Origin of the sequence: Geobacillus sp. GHH01 (genome assembly GCF_000336445.1) — a bacterium.
Lineage (GTDB): Bacteria > Bacillota > Bacilli > Bacillales > Anoxybacillaceae > Geobacillus > Geobacillus zalihae.
Genome location: NC_020210.1, coordinates 2,403,624 through 2,423,200, shown reverse-complemented (window position 1 = coordinate 2,423,200; position 19,577 = coordinate 2,403,624). Strand labels below are relative to the sequence as shown.

The 19,577-nt window shown below is 55.4% G+C and carries 22 protein-coding genes; 15 read left to right on the top strand and 7 right to left on the bottom strand.

Annotated features, from left to right (window positions below; translation table 11 throughout):
• The first annotated feature begins 53 nt into the window (after nt 1-53).
• Nucleotides 54-1,421 carry a glycoside hydrolase family 1 protein gene (locus GHH_RS11920; protein ID WP_015375335.1) on the top strand — a complete coding sequence of 456 codons (1,368 nt, stop codon included), beginning with the start codon at nt 54-56 and terminating at the stop codon, nt 1,419-1,421.
• A gap of 107 nt (nt 1,422-1,528) precedes the next feature.
• On the opposite strand, the gene GHH_RS11915 is transcribed toward GHH_RS11920, so the two are convergent.
• Both GHH_RS11915 and zwf read right to left on the bottom strand, forming a co-directional pair.
• Nucleotides 1,529-2,146 (bottom strand): cyclase family protein, encoded by a 618-nt coding sequence (locus GHH_RS11915; protein ID WP_015375334.1) that lies wholly within the window; start codon nt 2,144-2,146, stop codon nt 1,529-1,531.
• A gap of 99 nt (nt 2,147-2,245) precedes the next feature.
• Entirely contained in the window at nt 2,246-3,739 is a 1,494-nt protein-coding gene (zwf, locus tag GHH_RS11910) for a glucose-6-phosphate dehydrogenase (RefSeq protein WP_041470537.1), read from the bottom strand.
• A 228-nt stretch (nt 3,740-3,967) separates the two neighbouring features.
• On the opposite strand from zwf, the gene rnz reads away from it, so the two are divergent.
• Nucleotides 3,968-4,891 carry a ribonuclease Z gene (rnz, locus tag GHH_RS11905; protein ID WP_015375332.1) on the top strand — a complete coding sequence of 308 codons (924 nt, stop codon included), beginning with the start codon at nt 3,968-3,970 and terminating at the stop codon, nt 4,889-4,891.
• Here the strand turns inward: rnz and namA are convergent.
• Complete coding sequence (gene namA, locus GHH_RS11900; protein ID WP_011231814.1) at nt 4,888-5,910, bottom strand: NADPH dehydrogenase NamA; 1,023 nt, start codon at nt 5,908-5,910, stop codon at nt 4,888-4,890. The two genes, rnz and namA, sit on opposite strands and share 4 nt — an antisense overlap.
• A 140-nt stretch (nt 5,911-6,050) precedes the next feature.
• The gene (gene proI, locus GHH_RS11895; protein WP_015375331.1) at nt 6,051-6,890 is read right to left on the bottom strand and encodes a pyrroline-5-carboxylate reductase ProI; all 840 of its coding nucleotides are present in this window, start codon (nt 6,888-6,890) and stop codon (nt 6,051-6,053) included.
• Nucleotides 6,891-7,399: 509 nt separating this feature from the next.
• On the opposite strand from proI, the gene GHH_RS11890 reads away from it, so the two are divergent.
• Both GHH_RS11890 and GHH_RS11885 read left to right on the top strand, forming a co-directional pair.
• A complete protein-coding gene (locus GHH_RS11890; RefSeq protein WP_015375330.1) occupies nt 7,400-8,371 on the top strand; it encodes an MBL fold metallo-hydrolase in 972 nt (323 codons plus the stop codon).
• Nucleotides 8,362-9,150, top strand: coding sequence for an SDR family oxidoreductase (locus tag GHH_RS11885; protein WP_015375329.1), 789 nt, complete (start codon nt 8,362-8,364; stop codon nt 9,148-9,150). The genes GHH_RS11890 and GHH_RS11885 overlap by 10 nt, the downstream gene beginning before the upstream one ends.
• Before the next feature lie 146 nt (nt 9,151-9,296).
• Here GHH_RS11885 and GHH_RS11880 read toward each other — a convergent pair whose 3' ends face one another.
• Together GHH_RS11880 and GHH_RS11875 are read right to left on the bottom strand one after the other, a co-directional pair.
• Nucleotides 9,297-9,494 (bottom strand): YqzH family protein, encoded by a 198-nt coding sequence (locus GHH_RS11880; protein WP_015375328.1) that lies wholly within the window; start codon nt 9,492-9,494, stop codon nt 9,297-9,299.
• A 72-nt stretch (nt 9,495-9,566) separates the two neighbouring features.
• On the bottom strand, nt 9,567-9,785 hold the full coding sequence (locus tag GHH_RS11875; protein ID WP_012820666.1) for a CDGSH iron-sulfur domain-containing protein: 219 nt from the start codon (nt 9,783-9,785) through the stop codon (nt 9,567-9,569).
• Between the two features lie 84 nt (nt 9,786-9,869).
• Between GHH_RS11875 and GHH_RS11870 the strand changes: the two genes are divergently transcribed.
• The 4 genes from GHH_RS11870 (at nt 9,870) to GHH_RS11855 (ending at nt 12,212) form a co-directional block, all read left to right on the top strand.
• A complete protein-coding gene (locus tag GHH_RS11870; protein ID WP_015375327.1) occupies nt 9,870-10,214 on the top strand; it encodes an iron-sulfur cluster biosynthesis family protein in 345 nt (114 codons plus the stop codon).
• Nucleotides 10,204-10,443 carry a YqkC family protein gene (locus GHH_RS11865; RefSeq protein WP_015375326.1) on the top strand — a complete coding sequence of 80 codons (240 nt, stop codon included), beginning with the start codon at nt 10,204-10,206 and terminating at the stop codon, nt 10,441-10,443. Before GHH_RS11870 ends, GHH_RS11865 begins: the two co-directional genes overlap by 11 nt.
• Nucleotides 10,444-10,712: 269 nt before the next feature.
• On the top strand, nt 10,713-10,955 hold the full coding sequence (locus tag GHH_RS11860) for a YqkE family protein (protein ID WP_015375324.1): 243 nt from the start codon (nt 10,713-10,715) through the stop codon (nt 10,953-10,955).
• A gap of 15 nt (nt 10,956-10,970) precedes the next feature.
• Nucleotides 10,971-12,212: an MFS transporter gene (locus GHH_RS11855; RefSeq protein WP_015375323.1), complete on the top strand. Its 1,242-nt coding sequence runs from the start codon at nt 10,971-10,973 to the stop codon at nt 12,210-12,212.
• Between the two features lie 580 nt (nt 12,213-12,792).
• Here GHH_RS11855 and GHH_RS11850 read toward each other — a convergent pair.
• Nucleotides 12,793-13,713: an aldo/keto reductase gene (locus tag GHH_RS11850; RefSeq protein ID WP_015375322.1), complete on the bottom strand. Its 921-nt coding sequence runs from the start codon at nt 13,711-13,713 to the stop codon at nt 12,793-12,795.
• 120 nt (nt 13,714-13,833) lie between these two features.
• Between GHH_RS11850 and GHH_RS11845 the strand changes: the two genes are divergently transcribed.
• The 7 genes from GHH_RS11845 to deoB all read left to right on the top strand — a co-directional run bounded on the left by GHH_RS11845 (nt 13,834) and on the right by deoB (nt 19,549).
• Nucleotides 13,834-14,391 (top strand): NUDIX domain-containing protein, encoded by a 558-nt coding sequence (locus GHH_RS11845; protein ID WP_015375321.1) that lies wholly within the window; start codon nt 13,834-13,836, stop codon nt 14,389-14,391.
• Entirely contained in the window at nt 14,384-15,574 is a 1,191-nt protein-coding gene (locus GHH_RS11840) for a TIGR00375 family protein (RefSeq protein WP_015375320.1), read from the top strand. The genes GHH_RS11845 and GHH_RS11840 overlap by 8 nt, the downstream gene beginning before the upstream one ends.
• Nucleotides 15,575-15,798: 224 nt before the next feature.
• Nucleotides 15,799-16,464 carry a stage II sporulation protein M gene (gene spoIIM / locus GHH_RS11835; protein WP_013144830.1) on the top strand — a complete coding sequence of 222 codons (666 nt, stop codon included), beginning with the start codon at nt 15,799-15,801 and terminating at the stop codon, nt 16,462-16,464.
• A gap of 97 nt (nt 16,465-16,561) precedes the next feature.
• Nucleotides 16,562-17,014, top strand: a complete 453-nt coding sequence (locus GHH_RS11830) for a Fur family transcriptional regulator (protein ID WP_011231799.1) — start codon at nt 16,562-16,564, stop codon at nt 17,012-17,014.
• Between the two features lie 100 nt (nt 17,015-17,114).
• Nucleotides 17,115-17,327: a YqzK family protein gene (locus GHH_RS11825; protein ID WP_011231798.1), complete on the top strand. Its 213-nt coding sequence runs from the start codon at nt 17,115-17,117 to the stop codon at nt 17,325-17,327.
• A 6-nt stretch (nt 17,328-17,333) separates the two neighbouring features.
• Nucleotides 17,334-18,230, top strand: a complete 897-nt coding sequence (gene xerD / locus GHH_RS11820) for a site-specific tyrosine recombinase XerD (protein WP_011231797.1) — start codon at nt 17,334-17,336, stop codon at nt 18,228-18,230.
• 131 nt (nt 18,231-18,361) lie between these two features.
• Entirely contained in the window at nt 18,362-19,549 is a 1,188-nt protein-coding gene (deoB, locus tag GHH_RS11815; protein ID WP_011231796.1) for a phosphopentomutase, read from the top strand.
• Nucleotides 19,550-19,577 lie beyond the last annotated feature (28 nt).

Here is a 19,577-nt window from a genome sequence, read left to right as displayed (position 1 = left end):
CCAAGGCGTTCAATCACTGAAACACGTCTGTTCACAGATAGGAGGGTCTTTCCATGTCACAACAGCGTAAATCGATCATCCCCGACAACTTTTTATGGGGCGGAGCGGTGACGTCGTTTCAGACGGAAGGGGCGTGGAACGAAGGCGGCAAAGGGCTGTCGATCGTGGATGCGCGCCCGATTCCAAAAGGGCATTCCGACTGGAAAGTGGCGGTCGATTTTTACCATCGCTACAAAGAAGACATCTCTTTGTTCAAGGAGCTCGGCTTTACCGCCTACCGGACGAGCATCGCTTGGACGCGCATTTTTCCGGACGGGGAAGGGGAGCCGAATGAGGCGGGGTTGGCGTTTTATGACGCTGTGTTTGATGAATTGAGGGCGAACGGCATCGAGCCGGTCATTACGCTGTACCATTTCGACTTGCCGCTGGCGTTGGCGAGAAAATACAACGGCTTCGCATCAAGGAAAGTCGTCGACTTGTTTGAGCGGTACGCGCGCACCGTATTTGCGCGTTACCGCGGGAAAGTGAACTATTGGCTGACGTTCAACGAACAAAATTTAGTGCTCGAACAACCGCATTTATGGGGGGCGATTGGGCCGGAAGACGAAGATCCGGAAGCGTTTGCCTACCGCGTCTGTCATAATGTGTTCATCGCCCACGCGAAAGCCGTGAAGGCGCTGCGCGAAATCGCTCCCGAGGCGAAGATCGGCGGGATGGTGACGTATTTGACGACGTATCCGGCGACATGCCGGCCGGAAGACGCTTTGGCCAACGTGCAGGCGAAAGAGCTATTCCTTGATTTCTTCTTTGATGTGTTCGCCCGCGGCGCTTATCCGCGTTATGTGACGAATCATCTGGAGAAAAAAGGAATCCTTTTGCCGTTGGAAGAAGGGGATGAACAGCTGCTCCGGGAGCAAACGGTCGACTTTTTGTCGTTCAGCTACTATCAAAGCCAAATCGTCCGTCACCAAGAACAGGATGAACGGATCGTCAAAGGGCTGGAACCGAATCCCTATTTGCCAAAGACGAAATGGGGCTGGGCGATCGATCCGATCGGGTTGCGGATTGCCTTAAAAGACGTGTATGCCCGTTACGAAATGCCGATTTTCATCACCGAAAACGGCATCGGGCTTGAGGAGGAGCTGAATGAGGACGGCACGGTCGAAGATGATGAGCGGATCGACTATTTGCGCCGCCATATCGAACAAATGAAGATGGCCATGGAAGAAGGGGTCGAGGTGATCGGCTATTTGATGTGGGGGGCGACGGATCTATTAAGCTCGCAAGGGGAGATGCGCAAGCGCTACGGCGTCATTTTCGTCAACCGCGACGACGAGAACTTGCGCGATTTGAAGCGCTATAAGAAAAAAAGCTTCTACTGGTTCCAGCGCGTCATTCGCACGAACGGGGAAGAGCTGTAAACAGAGGCGAGGAAGCCCCCGCCATTTTACTAGTCTTTAGGGCGGCCATGGCGAATATTCAATTTGAAATGATCAAACAGCCGGTCCCATCGGGGGACCGGCTGTTTTTACGGCTCGCGGTCCAACAGCAAGACGCGCGCCGGGGCGGCGTCGGTGCCGACGAGTTTGAGCGGAGCGGCGACCATGAAATAGCGGCCTTCGGGGACGTCTTTCAGCCGCAGCCCTTCGATGACGATGACACCGGCGCCAAACAGCGTTTTATGGGTCGGGTGGCCTTCTTGCGCTCGCTCAATGCCAAGGGCGTCGATGCCGACGCCGCGGATCCGTTTGTCGGCTAGATACCGAGCCGCGTCTTCGGCGACGAAAATAAACTCAAAGTTAAATGCATCATCAAAGGAGTTTTTCGTTTTAAACAGAACGAAGTCGCCTTCTTGAATGTCAAGATGCGCGATGTCGTCTTTCGTGATCCGGTCGTTGACATCGGTTAAATCGAACAGCTTGCACGGGCCGACGAGGTCGTCCAATGGAATCGTTTCAAACGTCGCCCCGCCTTCGACCATATGAAGAGGGGCGTCAATGTGCGTGCCGGTGTGCACGTCCATGTCAATGCGCGATTCGGTCACATAGCCGTTGGTGACGGTGGTGCGCTTCGGCTGTTTTTCCGGTTTGTTTTTATACACGGGCATGCCCTCGTAAATCGGGGCCGTGACGTCATACACTTTCATCGTTCATTCGCTCCTTTGCATGAGGGATAAAGGGGCAAGCGCCCTATGTTGGTTTGTCAAAGAGGACGAGATGGGCGCAACAGGCGGGCCATCGCGTCTTTACGAACGCGGATGCTCGATCGGCCACCAGTGGAAGCCGTCTTGTTTGAGCAGCTTGTCCGCGGCCGCCGGGCCCATGGAGCCAGCCGCGTAGTTCGGAAAGTCGGAAGCTTTTGTGTTCGCCCACACCTCAGAAATTGGGTCGACAAATTGCCATGACGCTGCCACCTCGTCCCAATGAGTGAAGTTCGTCGCATCGCCGCGCATGCAGTCGTACAACAGCTTTTCGTACGCTTCGGGCGTGTTGATGCCGTCGATGCAGTTGTTGCAATAGTCGAGTTGAAATGGAGCTGTTATGGTCGTCGATTCCCCGGTTTTTTTGCCGTTTAAATGAAGGGTGATCCCTTCGTCCGGCTGGATGTGGATGACGAGCAAGTTCGGGGCGATCGTCTCATTCGTCCGGTAATACAAGTTCATCGGTACATCTTTAAATTGGACGACGATTTTCGTCGATTTTTCCGCCATCCGTTTGCCGGTGCGAATGTAAAACGGCACGCCAGCCCAACGGAAGTTGTCGATCAGGAGTTTTCCAGCGACGAACGTTTCCGTGTTCGAGTCCGGATCGACGTTCGGCTCCTCGCGATACGCCGGCACGTTTTTGCCGTGGATCACCCCGCGCCCGTATTGGCCGCGCACGAAATAGCGGTCGACTTCATCGTGCGCAATCGGGCGCAAGGCGCGCAACACTTTCACTTTTTCATGGCGGATGTCATCGGTCGTTAATTTGATCGGCGGTTCCATCGCCAACAGAGCGACCATTTGCAGCATATGGTTTTGCACCATGTCGCGCAACGCCCCGGAATGGTCGTAGTAGCGGCCGCGGTCTTCGACGCCGAGCGTTTCGCTCGATGTGATTTGAATGTTGGCGATGAACCGGTTGTTCCAAAGCGGCTCGAAAATGGCGTTTGAAAAGCGGATGACCTCGATGTTTTGCACCATTTCTTTGCCGAGGTAATGGTCGATCCGGTAGATTTCCCGCTCGGAAAAGACGCGGCGAATCTCGTCATTCAGCTTCTCGGCGCTCGCCAAGTCATGCCCGAACGGCTTTTCGATGACGAGCCGCTTAAAGCCGTGCGTTTCCGTCAATCCTTCCGACTGCAAGCGGGAAGTAACGGTGCCGAAAAATTCCGGCGCCATCGCCAAATAAAAGATGCGGTTGCCTTCGGTCTTGTATGTGCCGTCGAGCTGTTCGAGGAGCGACTTTAAGCGCTGGTACGACTCGGCTTCCGTCACGTCGAACGGATGGTAATAGAAATGGGAGGTGAATCGGCCGTCGGCGAGCTTTTGGTGAAACGCCGTTTCGACCGAGTCGCGCACATAGTTCCGGAACTCGTCGGCCGACAACGGGCGGCGCGCGACGCCGACGACAGCGAATTGCTCGTTCAAATGCCCTTTTTCATACAGGCGGTAAAGGGACGGAAACAGTTTCCGTTTCGCCAAATCTCCCGTCGCTCCGAAAATGACGATGATCGATTTCGGATTCATGTTGTCCACCGTATGTACCTCGCTTTAACCAAATTTGTCTCTTCAATGAAACCATTGTAGAGGTTTGCCGGTCGGAACGCAAACACTTTGTTGCTTTCCGGCGGGAAAGCGTTTATGTTCATGAAAGAGCCGGGCGCCAACCCGGCGTTTTTGAGCGCAAAAGAAAGTTGAAAAGCCGTTTTGACATTGGTACGCTAACAACAGGCAATGTTGAGCGAGAAAAAGGAGTGAAGCGCGTTGGAACTGTTGTTTTTAGGCACGGGTGCCGGCGTGCCGGCCAAAGAGCGCAACGTATCGTCCGTCGCCCTGCAGCTGCTTGGCGAACGCGGGGCGACATGGCTGTTTGACTGCGGCGAAGCGACGCAGCATCAAATTTTGCATACCGCCATTCGCCCGCGCCGCATCGAGCATATTTTTATTACGCACTTGCATGGCGACCATTTGTTCGGATTGCCTGGACTGCTAGGCAGCCGTTCGTTTCAAAGCGGCGAGACGCCGCTTACGGTCTTCGGCCCAAAAGGCATTCGCGCGTTTGTCGAAACGGCCCTTGCCGTCAGCGGGACAAAGCTCCGCTATGAACTGAACATTGTGGAGATCGATGAGGGCGTCATTTTTGACGATGAACGGTTTTCCGTCATCGCCAAACGGCTCGATCACGGCATGCCGTCATACGGTTTCCGCGTCGTTGAAAAAGATTTGCCCGGCCCGCTCTTGGTCGAGCGATTGCAAGCACTCGGCGTCCGCCCCGGCCCGATTTATCAAGAAATTAAGCAAGGAAAAACGGTCGTGCTGGATGACGGCACGGTCATCGACGGGCGCGAATTTGTCGGGCCGCCGCAAAAGGGGAGAATCGTCGCCGTGTTGGGCGATACCCGTTTTTGCGAAGCGGCGATTGAACTCGCCCGCGATGCCGATGTCGTCGTCCACGAGGCGACGTTTGCCGCGGCGGAACAGCGGCTGGCCCATGACTATTTCCATTCCACGACCACAGACGCAGCCGAGGTGGCGAGGCGGGCCGGGGCGAAGCGGCTTATTTTGACCCATATCAGCTCTCGCTACCAAGGTGAGGCGGCGCTGCAGCTCGTCGCCGAGGCGCGCAGCGTGTTTCCGAACACCGAGCTCGCCGTTGATTTCGCCTCGTTTTCGATCCCGCGCGGTTAAAACCGCCAGCCGCGCTCATATTGGACGGGCGCCGAGATTTTTGCGCCCAGCTCTCTCGCCGCGGCGTATGGCCAATACGGGTTGCGCAGCAGCTCGCGCCCCAAAAAGACGAGATCGGCGCGGCCGTTTTGCAAAATTTCTTCCGCTTGCCAGCCGGACGTAATGAGGCCGACAGCGCCGGTCGGGATGTCTGCTTCACGGCGGATCAGTTCGGCAAATGGCACTTGGTAGCCGGGATAGACGTTCATGCGCGCCGGAACAATAGCGCCGGAGCTGACATCGACGAGGTCGACTCCTTGTTCTTTCATCCGCTTGGCGTATGGGACATAGTCTTTGGCCGTCAGCCCGTCCGGATGGTAGTCGGACGCCGAGATGCGGACAAAAAGCGGTCCGTCCCACACCTCGCGGACAGCGTCGATCACCTCGCCCAAGAAACGGTAACGGTTTTCCGGAGAGCCGCCGTACTCGTCTTGGCGCCGGTTGGAGAGCGGCGATAAAAATTCGTTAATGAGGTAGCCGTGGGCGGCATGGATTTCAATGACGTCAAAGCCGGCTTCCTTCGCGCGCCGTGCGCCGTTTTGGAACGCTTGCACCGTTTCTTCAATGTCGGCTTTCGTCATTTCTTTTGGCGTCGGCGACGAATCATCAAACGGGACGGCTGACGGAGCGATGATCTCTCCCGGCACTTGCGATTTTCTCCCCGCATGGGCAAGCTGGATGCCGATGGCCGCCCCATGCTCTTTCACAAGCCCAACGAGTTCGCGAAGCCCGGCGATATGGTCATCGCTCCAAATGCCTAAGTCGCGTTCAGAAATGCGACCTTGCGGCGTCACGCCGGTCGCTTCAACGATAATCAAGCCGACTTGGCCGACAGCGCGAGCCGGGTAGTGGATTTTATGCCACGTGCGTACGGCGCCGTCTTTCGTGTCGCACGAATACATGCACATCGGCGACATGACAATTCGGTTTTTCAGCGTCAGCCCGCGGATTGTATACGGCGAAAACAGCATCGTGTTCATGACAAGCAGCTCCTTTCTAGGCCAATGAATGGTTCATTACTGAATGATAGCACGCTGCTTATCAAAAACAAAATAAAACGGATTGTCGCCGTGTTCGGGCTAGGCGGGAAAAGGAGCGGCGCGCTCCGGAGGTCCGCTCTTTACGCTTCGGCGATGGCAGCGAGAAGAGCGCTGCCGAGCTCTTCGGAGCGGGCCGTCGCCCTTCGGATGCAGGCGATGACCGCTTCTTGGAACCGGTATTGCTCAAGCACGCCAATGCCGGCTTCGGTCGTGCCGCCTGGACTTGTCACTTCGCGGCGCAAGACGGATGGATGTTTGTCGGACGCTTTTAGCATCTCGGCTGCGCCGATGATCGTTTGCAAAATGAGCCGTTTGGCGACATCTCGCTCAAGGCCGATGTCGGCCGCCGCTTTTTCCATCGCTTCGACCAAGTAATACACATACGCCGGACCGCTTCCGGACAGGCCGGTGACCGCATGCAAGTCCTTCTCCGGCACAACAGCGACGATGCCGACCGTTTCAAACAGCTGTTTGGCGACCTCAAGATGTTCTTTCGCGGCGAAGCGGCCGCCGGCGATGGCGGTCGCCGACAAACCGACGGCGGCGGATGTGTTTGGCATGGCGCGCACGACAGGGATGTTGCGCCCGGCGAGCCGTTCGATCGTTTCCGTTGTCACGCCGGCCAACAGCGAAAGAATAAGATGATCGGACCGGATGGATGGTGCGATGGCGTTCATGGCTTCGGCGACGTCTTTCGGTTTCATCGCCAAAATGATGATATCCGCTTGTTTGACGGCTTCTTGCGCGCAATCCGCCGTGCCAACACCGTATTGACGCGCCAGTTCCTCAAGACGGGGGCGGTTTCGTCGGTTGGCGACGACAATGTGCGCCGGATGGCAAAACGCTTTCGTCATGCCGGCGATGAGCGCTTCCGCCATCGAGCCGGCGCCGATGAGCGCGATCGTTCGTTCGTTGTTCATCATTCCACTCCTCCTTGCCTTGGTGTATCCATCCAAAAGAAAAAGGTTTCCCGTCCTGCAAAAGGACGGAAAACCTTCGTTTCCGCGGTACCACCTTTTTTGGCCCGATTTGGCCCAAGCGCCAAACAGGCCCGACTCTGCCCCGATAACGCCGGGGAGGCGTTTAGGTTGGCCTAACAGCTCCTAGGGTAGGTTCAACCGCAAAGAGGGCCGCAAAGCCTTCCAGCCGCGGGCTTCGCTCTCTGGTGCCGTTTGCGGTTTACTGGCCCTGTTCATCGCCGGTTTGCCGTATCCGTGATGTTATTAGTCATTATGCCGCGGGACGAGCACGGTTGTCAAGAGAGGAGAACGAATTTTTTTGCAATTTCGTCGTGCGGAAGAAAAAGGCATGACAAATGGATGAAATCAGTGTAAACTGTAAAATAAAATATAATGAATCATTATTCATTTTGCCTAATGAAACGGTTCGAACGGGATGGTTCATGAACTTTGGGAAAGAAGGGAACGCAATGAACGAAGAACGAGTGTATCGGATCACGGTGCCGACGCCGTTTCCGGTCGGCGATGTGCATATGTACGTGATCGCCGGCGATCGGTTGACACTGGTCGATGCCGGAGTGAAAACAGAGCAGGCATGGCAGCTGTTTGTGAAGCAGCTTGGCGAGATCGGTTATGCGCCGCAGGATATTGAACAAATCGTCATTACTCATCATCATCCGGATCATGTCGGCTTGCTTGATTATTTTCCGCATGCGCCGATCATCGGCCATCCGAAAGCCGATCCGTTTTTGCGCCGTGAACGTTCGTTTATGGAACGGTACGTCCAATTTTTTCAAGAATTTTTTACGGAATGCGGCGTTGACCGCCGCTTGTTCAGTCAGCTGTCCAAAGAAGGCGGATCGCTTCGATATGCAAGCCGGCGCGGGCTTGACATCATGGTGACGGAAGGGGACGCGGTGCCGGGGATGCCCGGGTGGCAGGTCATCGAAACGCCGGGGCATGCGCAAAGCCATATCGCCCTCTACCGCGAGGCGGATGGGTTGCTGATCGGAGGCGATCATTTGCTTGTTCATATTTCCCCGAATCCAATGATGGAGCCGCCGGCGGAAGGGGAGACGGGACGGCCGAAACCGTTGTTGCAGTACAACGAGTCGCTGCAAAAAATGCTGCAATACGACATCGTTCGCTCGTTAAACGGCCATGGCGACGATGCGACCGATATTCCGGCGCTCGTTCGCGAGCGGCTCGATAAGCAGCGCCAGCGCGCCGAGCGGGTGCTCGAAATGGTGAAAGAACGCCCGCATACGGTGTTTGACGTTTGTCAAAAGCTGTTCCCAACGGCTTACGAACGCCAGCTCATGCTGACGATGTCAGAGACGATCGGCCAGCTTGATTATCTCGAGGCGAACGGGTATGTGACGAAAAAGCAGGAAGCCGGCCGATACGTCTACGAAGCGGTGGGGGTGTCGGTGTGCGGCTGAAGGGGCGCCATGTCGTCATTACCGGAGCGTCGGGAGGAATTGGCGAGCAAATCGCCTATGAAGCGGCGCGCCAAGGGGCGGTGCCGGTGCTCTTGGCGCGCAGTGAAGAAAGGCTGAAAGAAGCGAGCGCGCGGATCGAAGCGCAAACCGGTATTCGCGCCCCGTATGCATCGCTTGATGTCAGCGACCGCGGCATGATCGAGGCGGTTGTTTCCCAGCTCATTGCGGATCTTGGCGCGATCGATGTGTTGGTCAACAACGCCGGGTTTGGCGTCTTTCGCTATGTCGAGGACATCGACTTGGATGAAATGGAGAGGATGTTTGCCGTCAACGTCTTCGGCCTCATCGCCTGTACGAAGGCGGTGTATTCGCATATGAAAGAGAGAGGAAGCGGTCATATTATCAACATTGCGTCGCAAGCCGGCAAAATCGCGACGCCGAAGTCGAGCGTCTATTCCGCGACGAAACATGCCGTCATCGGCTTTACTGACAGCCTCCGCCTCGAGGCGGGGCGCTTTGGCGTTTTTGTCACGGCCGTCAATCCGGGGCCGGTGGAGACGAACTTTTTTTCGGCCGCTGATGAATCGGGAGAGTATGTGCGCAATGTCTCGCGTTGGATGTTAAGGCCGGAGGCGGTGGCGAAGCGCGTTGTTGCCGCGATGATGACGCCAACGCGCGAAGTGAACATGCCGCGCTGGATGGATCTCGGCAGCCGGCTGTATCGCCTTGCGCCGGGTTTGGTGGAAAAGGTGGCGAAACGGGCGTTTTTCCAAAAGTAAGTCAAAGAAGCTGGTCGAAAACGGTCATGTTGTTTGATCGTTTTGCGTCTATGGAATACGAGAGGGTGTCCCGAGCCTGTGGGACACCCTTTTACAATCGCAGCGCCGCTTTTCTTTCTCATTAGGGGCATTTGACACAAGTCGGGTCAAGAACCGGCGATGAACCGGTAGACGGCGTCATGGACAAGTTCATAGATGTCCGCGTTTGGCTGCCTCTCTTTGGCGGCGGCAATGCGGGCGCAAAGCTCGCGCCAGTCGTCTTCGTCAAGCGGCATCATGTCATCATCGTAGCCGTAATGCCGCAGACAGTTGCGCGCTTGTTTTTGCAGCCAACGTTCATTCATCGATTTCACCGTCCGTTATGAAACTTGTGCAAAGACGTCCTTGCCTGTTGGCTGGGAAGAAACGGCCGTTCGTTACGATTCGCTCGATTCCGGCGACGGGGCGCGGACGACCGATTGGAATCGGCCTTTATGTGAACCGTCACAAAACGGTTTATTGTTCGACAGCCCGCACCGACAGAGCGAAAACGTTTGTTTCGTCACAAACGGCTTTCCTTCTCCATCGAGCAGTTCCACATCGCCGGTGACGCGCAGCGAACCGTTGTCATTCACTTTGATTTGCACGTTTGCCATCGCTTGTTCCTCCTTTGCTTTGACAGTTTCGCGTGTTGGCAGGTAAAATGAAAAGGAAAATCAATAAGGAAAAAGGAGTCAGGCATGAGTGTATCGATCACGTTTACGGATGCAGCCAAACGGGCGCTTGCCTCTATTGTAGCGCAATCCGAACGGCAGTTAAAGCTGGCGTTTGACACGGACGGCTGCGGCTGTTTGGTCGACGGCGTGCCGGCGCTATGGCTTGTCGACAAGGCCGATGACGATGATTGGGCCGTCGAAACGAATTTCGTGCCGGTGCTCGTGGAACGGTCGCGGCTCATCTTTTTTGATGAAGCGATGACGATTGACGTCAAGCCGGGAACGACCGTTTTTCAGCTCAAAAGCCCAGGGCAAACGTTGAATGGTCATATGCCGCTTGTTGAGGTGAAATCCGGCGATGAACGGTAAGTTAGAGCAGCTCGCAAAGACGGCGAAGCAAAAAACATGGGTGTCGTTCACCCATGAAAACGATCCGTACAGCTTGCTTCATTGGTCGGTCGCCGGCCCGTATCATGAGGCGAAAGACGTCTGGCTGCTGCAAAACGAAATGACGTTTGAAACGAAAGAGTTTCCGACGCTTGAGTCGGCCATTGCTTGGCTTGGCGAGCATATGCCGCACATCACCGAAGTGTTGTAAAGGGGATGCCCTGAAAGCCGGTTTGGGCTGCAGGGCGCCCCTTTCTATAAAAATCCGCATATGCCATTTCTATGTCATTGAGGACTGTTTTGCCGCTTGGTCGGGTGGGTTGCTTTTTCCAGCTCTTCTTTTGCGATCACCGGCTTGACCGTATCAGCGGACGGTTTTCCTTTTTGGGCGCGGTTTTTCGCCATCCATCATCTCTCCTTTTCTTTGTCGTGTAGTTGTATCGTTTGACAAATGAACGATTGTTATGCAAGGGGGCGGACATGATGAAGAAGATCGGGCGAAAAAAAGAGCAAGGGACGGAGGCTTTGACGATCGCCGACCGGCTTGGCGCCGCGGTGGAAGCGAAGCTGCTTGAGAAAAAGCGGGTGCTTGCCGAGGAAGAACAGCGGCGTCGGGCGGCAGAGGAAGCGCGGCGCCGCGAGGAAGCGCGCCGCCGCGAGGAACAGAAATCGTTTGCCGAGCTGCTTGAGGAAAGCGAGCTAGACTGGCGGAAATTTAAGTAGCGGAGGGGATGGACGATGAAATCGAATGCGGCAGCGGCGCGCCCCTCTTCTTTTCCATTCTGGACGGCCGGAGCGGTCGTCGCGTTGGCCGTCAATTTGCGCGCGCCGCTTACGACGGTCGGCCCGCTCGTGCCTGATTTGCAGCGGGGGCTTGGCCTTTCCTACGCGGCCGCCGGGGCGTTGACGACAATTCCGCTTATGGCGTTCGCCTTGCTGGCGCCGGCGGCAGCGGCTCTCGCCCGCCGGTTCGGGATGAAGCGGACGCTCTTTTTTTCGTTGATCGTTTTGCTCGTTGGCGAGCTTCTCCGGCCGCTCTCCGGCGTTGGCTGGCTGTTTGCCGGCACGGTGCTGATCGGTGCATCCATTGCGGTGGACAACGTCTTGCTGCCGGCGCTGGTGAAAGAGTCGTTTCCCGAACGGGTTGGTTTCATGATGGGCATTTATACAGTGACGATGAACATGAGCGCGGCGTTCGCTTCCGGGATCGCCGTTCCGCTTGCGGATGACTGGGGGCTTGGCTGGCAAGGGGCGCTTCGCTTTTGGGCATTGTTGGCGGCTTTGGCGCTTTTCGTTTGGCTGCCGCAAGCGCGCCGCCAGGAGCCGGACGGCGCGCCGTCCGGAAGCCGCCGCTCAACGCTTTGGCGGTCATGGCTCGCCTGGCAAGTGACGTTGTTTATGGGATTGCAATCGTTTTTCTTTTACTGCGTCGTCACTTGGCTTCCGGAGCTTGGACAAAGCAAGGGGTTGGCCGCCGGGGCGGCCGGATGGCTGCTCTTTTTCTTTCAGTTTGCCCAGCTGCCGATGATGTTCGTCTCTCCGATGCTCGCGGAGCGGATGGACAATCAAAAGGTGCTGATTGGTTCAGCTGTGCTTTGCATGGGAGCTGGGACGCTTGTCTTTTTCGGCGGGCAAGGGTGGTGGCTGTGGGCGGGGGCGCTTGTTGCCGGCATCGGCGCCGGCATGGCGTTTTCGCTGGCGATGATGCTGTTTACGCTGCGGACGCGCCATCCGCTCGCCGCCGCCCAATTGTCCGCCATGGCGCAATCGGTCGGCTACTTGCTTGCCGCTTCCGGTCCGCCGTTGTTTGGCGTATTGTATGATGCGGCCGGACGGTTTACCGCTCCGCTTGGCATGTTGTTGGTCGTTTGTGCGGCCATGATGGCGTTCGGGTTGGGGGCGGCGAGGAATCGGTATGTGGAAGAGGATGGATCGACTTTTGTGGGAGCGGCCGGTCCATTTGGAAAAAAGAGCCCGTAACGGACATTGGCAGCCGTCGGGCTCTTTTGGTTTGTTTTTTCGTTTTGCCTCTTGTCAGCGCCATGGCCGCCGGCAAGTTCAGTGACGTACATAGGCAGGGAATAGAGGCTGCGTACAGCCTGCGGTTGATGCCGGCCATAGGCGTCGGAGTCAACTACCCCCACTTCGCGAACGCTTGAAGTGGGGGCTTGCAACTCCCCAGAAGTGCAAACGGACTTCGTCCTCCTTCCTTGACTTGGGGTTGCATCAGGGGGCAGGTTGACGACTGCCCAACGACGCAGGTCATGCCTGCATCGTTACCGATTCTCTCGGTGTGTCTGTTGGCAGTACTTGGCTTCCACACACAACAGACAGACCTACGCTCGATGTTTTACGGTTGCAATGTTTCCTGCAACCAACTCCATCCATCGAGCAGCCGTTATGGGAGTGCCTTTATTGAACGGTTTTCTCCACGTCTTTATTCTATCATACCACAAAAGAAAGGGGGGAACACGCATTCCCCTACCACTTACTCCCTTTGGTCGTTGAAGTGGGAGTCTCCAGCGCGAAATAGGATGAAGCACGATGGCGATTCCGGCGCTTATCGGTGCGCTTCATACACCGAGCGTTTTGTCGCTTGTTTCAGCCATTCGTATTCAGTGCGGTCAAGCGGCGGGGCTGACGCAGCGGCGACGTTTTCCTCAAGCTGTTCAAGGCGGCTGGCGCCCGGGATGACGGCGGCAACGACCGGGTCATACAAGCAAAATTGCAGCGCGGTCGCGGTCAAGGACCGGCGTCCGGCCGTTTTTTCCTTCAGCTTCGGGATGAGCGCCTGCAGTTCTTCATACGAATAATCGAGGTAGCCGTGTTGTTTCACCGCGCTGCCCGCCTGCTCAAGCGGGCGGCTCGTGAGCAAGCCTTTTGCGACCGGGCCGCGGGCGATCACGCTGATGTTGTGTTCGCGAAGAAGCGGAAACCATTCTTCCGGGCGGCGGTCGAGCAAGCTGTATTGCATCATGACGCTGACAATGTTCGAGCGCTTCACATATTCGCGAATGACGTTTGGGCGGATCGAGGAGATGCCGTACCAACGGATGACGCCTTCTTGCTTCAGCTCTTCGAACGCTTCAATCGTCTCATCGATCGGGTCGTCGATCGTGCCGCCGTGGAGCTGGTATAAGTCAATGTAGTCCGTTTGCAGGCGGCGCAGGCTTTCTTTGACCGCTTGTTTGATATAGGCTTTTGACGGATCCCAGTCCCAGCCGCTTCCGTCTCGGCGCCAACGGTTGCCGACTTTTGTCGCGATGATGACTTGGTCGCGTTTTCCTTTCACCGCTTTGCCGACAAATTCCTCGTTTAAGCCGCGGTCGTATAAATCGGCTGTATCCAAGTAGTTGATGCCGCGCTCCAATGCTTCATGGATGAGATAGATGGCATGGTTTTCATCAGTGCCGAGCGACATGCAGCCAAGGCCGATTTCGCTCACATACAAGTCCGATGTGCCGATGCGGCGTTTGTTCATGTTTTGCGCCTCCTTTCGCGATCGATGATGATATGTTCATTGTACAACGGAAGCGAAAAAATGGCCAAACATGTAGTACAATGGAAAAGAATCGATCCAATTTGATAGGGGAGAATGAACATGGAGCTGTATGAAAAAACAATCCGCAGAGAGAAGCTGTTCAGCGGCCGCATCATTGACTTGTATATCGAGGAAGTCGAGTTGCCAAATGGGAAAACGAGCCGGCGCGAGGTGGTCAAGCACCCGGGCGCGGTGGCGGTGCTGCCGCTGTTGCCGGATGGGAAAATCGTTCTTGTCCGCCAGTATCGAAAAGCGTTGGAGCGCGCATTAGTCGAGATTCCGGCGGGCAAGCTAGAACATGGGGAAGAGCCGCTCGCTTCCGCACACCGCGAGCTCGAAGAAGAAACCGGCTACCGCGCCCAATCGATGCGCCATCTCATGTCCTTTTATACATCCCCAGGGTTTGCCGATGAGCTCATCCATTTGTATGTCGCCGAGGGGCTGGAAAAAGCGGAGGACGGCGCCGGTTTGGATGAAGATGAATTTGTCGAACTGTTGGAAGTGACATTGGAGGAGGCGCTTGCGATGCTCGAACAACGCGACATTTACGATGCGAAAACGGCATACGCCTTGCAATATTTGCAGCTGCGCCGCGCGCTAGGGGAGCAAAATGCCTGATCAAACACACGCGGGCGGCCTCGGCCGTTATTACGCTGATTTACATATTCACATCGGCCGCACCGCCTCGGGCCGCCCGGTGAAAATTACGGGGGCGCGCACGTTGACGCTTGAGAACATCTTGCATGAGGCGGCTGAGGTGAAAGGGATCGACCTCGTCGGTGTCATTGACAGCCATGTGCCCGAAGTGCTGGACGAGCTCGAGCGGGCAGTGGAGAAGCACGGTTGGCGCGAACATGAGGGGGGCGGCGTCAGCGCCGGGAAGGTGACGCTTTTGTTAGGCAGTGAAATCGAAGTATATGACGACCATTGCCATGGACCGATCCACGTGCTCGTTTTTTTGCCGACTGTGCAGACGATGCGCACGTTTTCCGGCTGGCTTGGCAAACGGGTAAAGAACGTGTCGCTCAGTTCGCAGCGCATTTACGTGTCCGGCCGTGAACTGCAAGCTGCCGCGAAAGAGCAGGGCGGCTGGTTCATTCCCGCGCACGCGTTCACCCCGTTTAAAAGCTTGTACGGAAAAGGGGTCAAGCACAGCCTGACAGAAGTGTTTGACCCGGATTGGATTGATGCCATTGAACTTGGGTTAAGCGCCGACACGGCGATGGCGGACCAGATCGCCGAATTGCATCGCTACCCGTACTTGACGAATTCCGATGCCCATTCGCTGCGGAAAATCGCCCGTGAATATGAAGAAGTGCGGCTCGCCGCCCCGACGTTTGCCGAATTTGAAAAAGCGCTGCGCGGTGAAGACGGGCGCGCGATTGTCGCCAACTACGGTTTAAATCCCAAACTCGGAAAATATCACCAGACAGTGTGCGAGCGCTGCCTTGCGCCGGCTGCACCGGACGTCGACAGCTGTGCGGCATGCGGCCATCATCGCTTCGTGAAAGGCGTGTTTGACAGGCTGGCGGAGCTGAAAACGGCGGAACGCAGGCCGAAACGGCCGCCGTACATTTATCAAGTGCCGCTTGAATTCATCCCCGGCCTTGGTCCAAAAGCGTATGAAAAGCTGCTCGCCCGTTTTGGCACGGAAATGAGCGTTCTTCATGAGGCGGCGGAGGAAGAGATCGCGGAGACGGTGGGAGAAAAGTTGGCCCAACTGATCGTCCTTGCCCGTAGCGGTGCGCTCCATATCGAGGCCGGGGGCGGTGGGAGATACGGGAAAGTGCGGGAGGGGTAACCACTCGGGCAGCGCTCCTGCCGTTCATCATCATGCCGTGCGTGCTGCTTGGCCCAGCCCAGCCATGCGCCAATGGACCGAGGCGGCGTGCCGCCCGTGGAGTTGGTCACACGTCGGTGTTGAGCTGCTTTTTCATTCCATCACCAGCCTTTTAGAAAAACAGTCATACCGAAAGCGGATGGACATACAATCTACTAAGAGACAAAGTAGGAGGACGAAGCACAATGAGAACCCATCCGCTGAAATCGGCTATCGCTGTCCATTGGCGTGAACATGCTTCGCTGTATGTGTTTGTCATCGTCCTGTTTCTCATGGGCGTCATTTTCGGCGCCATTGTCGTCAACAGCCTCGGTTTCAGTCAAAAGCAAGACTTGTACTATTACTTGACGCAATTTTTTGGACAAGTGTCAAAAGACAATATCGCAAGCGCCCATGATATGTTCCGGCAAAGCTATATGCACAACGTCAAATATACCGCGCTGATGTGGGTGCTTGGCATTTCTGTCATTGGCTTGCCGATCATTCTTGTTTTGCTGTTTTTCAAAGGCGTCGTCGTCGGCTTTACGGTTGGCTTTTTAGTCAACCAAATGGGTTGGCGCGGGTTTCTTTTGTCGTTTGTGTCCATCATGCCGCAAAATTTGGTGGCCATTCCACTCATGATCGTCATGGGCGTCATTTCGATTTCGTTTTCCTTGCACATGGTGCGCAACCAGTTTATGAAGCGGCCGCATGGATCGATGTTTCCGATGGTGATGCGCTACGCAGCGGCGATGGCGGCTGTCGCCCTTGGGTTGCTTCTTTCCTCAGCGGTCGAGGCATATCTTTCGCCGGCATTGATGAAACAGGCGGTTCAATGGACAATGAGTTTAATCATAATGAATATTATATAATAACCATTATCATTTCTTCATAATAGTGATTTTACTTTGATACTTCCCTCGTGCATTTGTTATAATGATGGGTGAATGGCGAGGGAGGAATGAAAAGATGGAAGATCGTGTGGAACGAATCAAGAAGCAGCTGCATTCGGCGGGTTACAAGTTAACGCCGCAGCGGGAAGCGACGGTAAGAGTCCTGCTTGAACATGAAGAAGACCATTTAAGCGCGGAAGACGTCTACCTCCTCGTGAAAGAAAAATCCCCAGAAATCGGGTTGGCGACCGTTTACCGGACGCTCGAGCTGTTAACCGAGCTGAAAATTGTCGATAAAATCAATTTCGGGGACGGGGTGTCGCGCTATGACCTCCGCAAGGAAGGAGCGGCCCATTTCCATCACCACCTCATCTGCTTGGAATGCGGATCGGTGGCGGAAATTCAAGAAGATTTGCTTGAGGATGTCGAAGCGATTGTTGAGGAGAAGTGGAAATTTAAAATTAAAGACCATCGTTTGACGTTCCACGGCATTTGTCACCGTTGCCAGCAAAAGCATGAAGAAAAATAAAAACCTTTTCCAACGGGAAAGGTTTTTTGCGTATAAACAACGAAACAAATGGCATATCCTCATACTAGCAAGCTGACAAGCAGCTGATAGGGAGGATGCCATGAAAACCGTTTGGCAAATGGTGAAAGTGTTTCTTTTATTTACGGGATGCACCATTTTATTTTATTATAGTCTTGTATGGTTTAACCGCGAGTACGAGTATTACCACCGATACGATGAGCCGAAGGGATCGGCGGTCAAAGTATCGGCGGCGGAGAGTGCGCCGCCAAGTTGGCTCGACCGGCTGTTATTTTTTTATCGCGATGGGGAGTAGAGAGCGTTGGAATACGAGTTGAAAGATTTTCTGCATTATTTGACGGTGGAGCGGAATTTGGCGCACAATACGATCGTTTCGTATGAACGCGATTTGAAAAAATACGTCCGCTATTTGCGCCAAGTCGAGCAGCTTCAGGCGTGGGGCGAAGTGGAGCGCCTCCATATTCTCCATTTTTTAAAGTTTTTAAGCGAACAAGGGCAATCGGCGCGGACGATCGCCCGCCATTTGGCGTCGATCCGTTCGTTTCATCAGTTTTTGCTAAGGGAGAAAATCGCGGCGCAAGACCCGACCGTCCATATCGAAACGCCGCAGTTTGAACGGACGCTGCCGAAAGTGCTGTCGGTCGAGGAAGTCGAGGCGCTGCTTGCAGCGCCGCAAGTGAGCACACCGTTTGGGCTGCGCGACAAGGCGATGCTGGAGCTGTTGTATGCGACCGGCATGCGCGTCAGTGAGCTTGTGCAGCTCAACTTAAGCGACGTGCATTTGACGATGGGGTTTGTCCGCTGCTATGGAAAAGGGCGGAAAGAGCGGATCGTGCCGATCGGGCGCATGGCGATTGAAGCGCTTGCCCACTATTTGGAGCGAGGGCGCCCGCAGCTTGTCAATCCGCGACGACGGGCAACGGAGGCGCTGTTTTTGAACCATTATGGCCAGCGGTTGACACGGCAAGGGTTTTGGAAAATTTTAAAGCGGCTCGCGAAAGAAGCCGGCATCGAAAAAGAATTGACGCCGCATACGCTTCGGCATTCGTTTGCGACGCATCTGCTTGAGAACGGAGCCGATTTGCGCGCTGTGCAAGAGTTGCTTGGGCATGCCGACATTTCGACGACGCAAATGTATACGCATGTTACGAAAACGCGCCTAAAAGACGTGTACAAACAGTACCACCCGCGCGCCTAGCAGCTGCCGTATGCTAGGCGCTTGCCTGTCGTTTTAGTTGTCAGACTTCTGACCAATTGGCCATAGGCGTGTTTTCGCGAAAATACGGGAACGATAGAAAGAGACTCCATTTTTCATTGCAGGCAGGGGGAATGAATGTGAAAACGACATACCGGCGCGTTTTTTTGATTGTGATGGATTCAGTCGGCATCGGCGAGGCGCCGGATGCCGAGAAATACAACGACAAAGGAGCGGATACGCTCGGCCATATCGCTGAGTATCGCGGCGGCCTCTATATGCCGAACATGGCGAAGCTCGGCCTAAGCCATATTCGTGAGATCAAAGGGGTGCCGAAAGTCGAGCGACCGCTCGCGTACTATACAAAAATGAAGGAAGCATCGGCTGGAAAAGATACGATGACAGGCCATTGGGAGCTGATGGGCCTTCGCATCGACAAGCCGTTCCGCGTCTTTCCGAACGGGTTCCCAGATGAATTGATCGCTGAGCTCGAGCGGCGCACCGGCCGGAACGTGATCGGCAACAAACCGGCGAGCGGAACAGCGATCATCGAAGAGCTTGGCGAAGAGCATATGAAAACAGGGGCGATCATCGTCTATACATCAGCCGACTCCGTCTTGCAAATCGCCGCCCATGAACAAGTTGTGCCGCTTGATGAATTGTACCGCATTTGCGAAATCGCTCGTGAATTGACGCGCGACGAGCCGTATATGGTCGGGCGCGTCATTGCCCGACCGTTCATCGGCAAACCCGGCCATTTTGAGCGAACCGCCAACCGGCACGACTATGCGCTTAAGCCGTTTGGCAAAACGGTGATGAATGAATTGAAAGACGCCGGTTATGAAGTGATTGCCATCGGGAAGATCGCCGATATTTACGACAATGAAGGAGTTACCCAGTCGTTGCGAACGACATCCAATATGGACGGAATGGATAAGCTCGTCGACACGCTCGGCATGGACTTTACCGGGTTGAGTTTCGTCAATCTCGTCGATTTTGACGCTAAATACGGCCATCGCCGCGACCCAAAAGGTTACGGCGATGCGCTCGAAGAGTTTGACGCCCGGCTCGCCGATGTGTTGCCGCGTCTGAAAGAAGACGACTTGCTGATCATCACGGCCGATCATGGCAACGACCCGGTGCATCACGGAACCGACCATACGCGCGAATATGTGCCGCTTTTGGTGTACAGCCCGCGATTTCGCGGCGGCAAGCCGCTCCCAGTCCGCGAGACGTTTGCCGATGTCGGCGCAACGATTGCGGATAACTTCCAAGTCAACCGGCCGCCGTACGGAACAAGCTTTTTGGCTGATTTGGCCTAACTTCATAAAGAACGATGAGGGGGAAAAG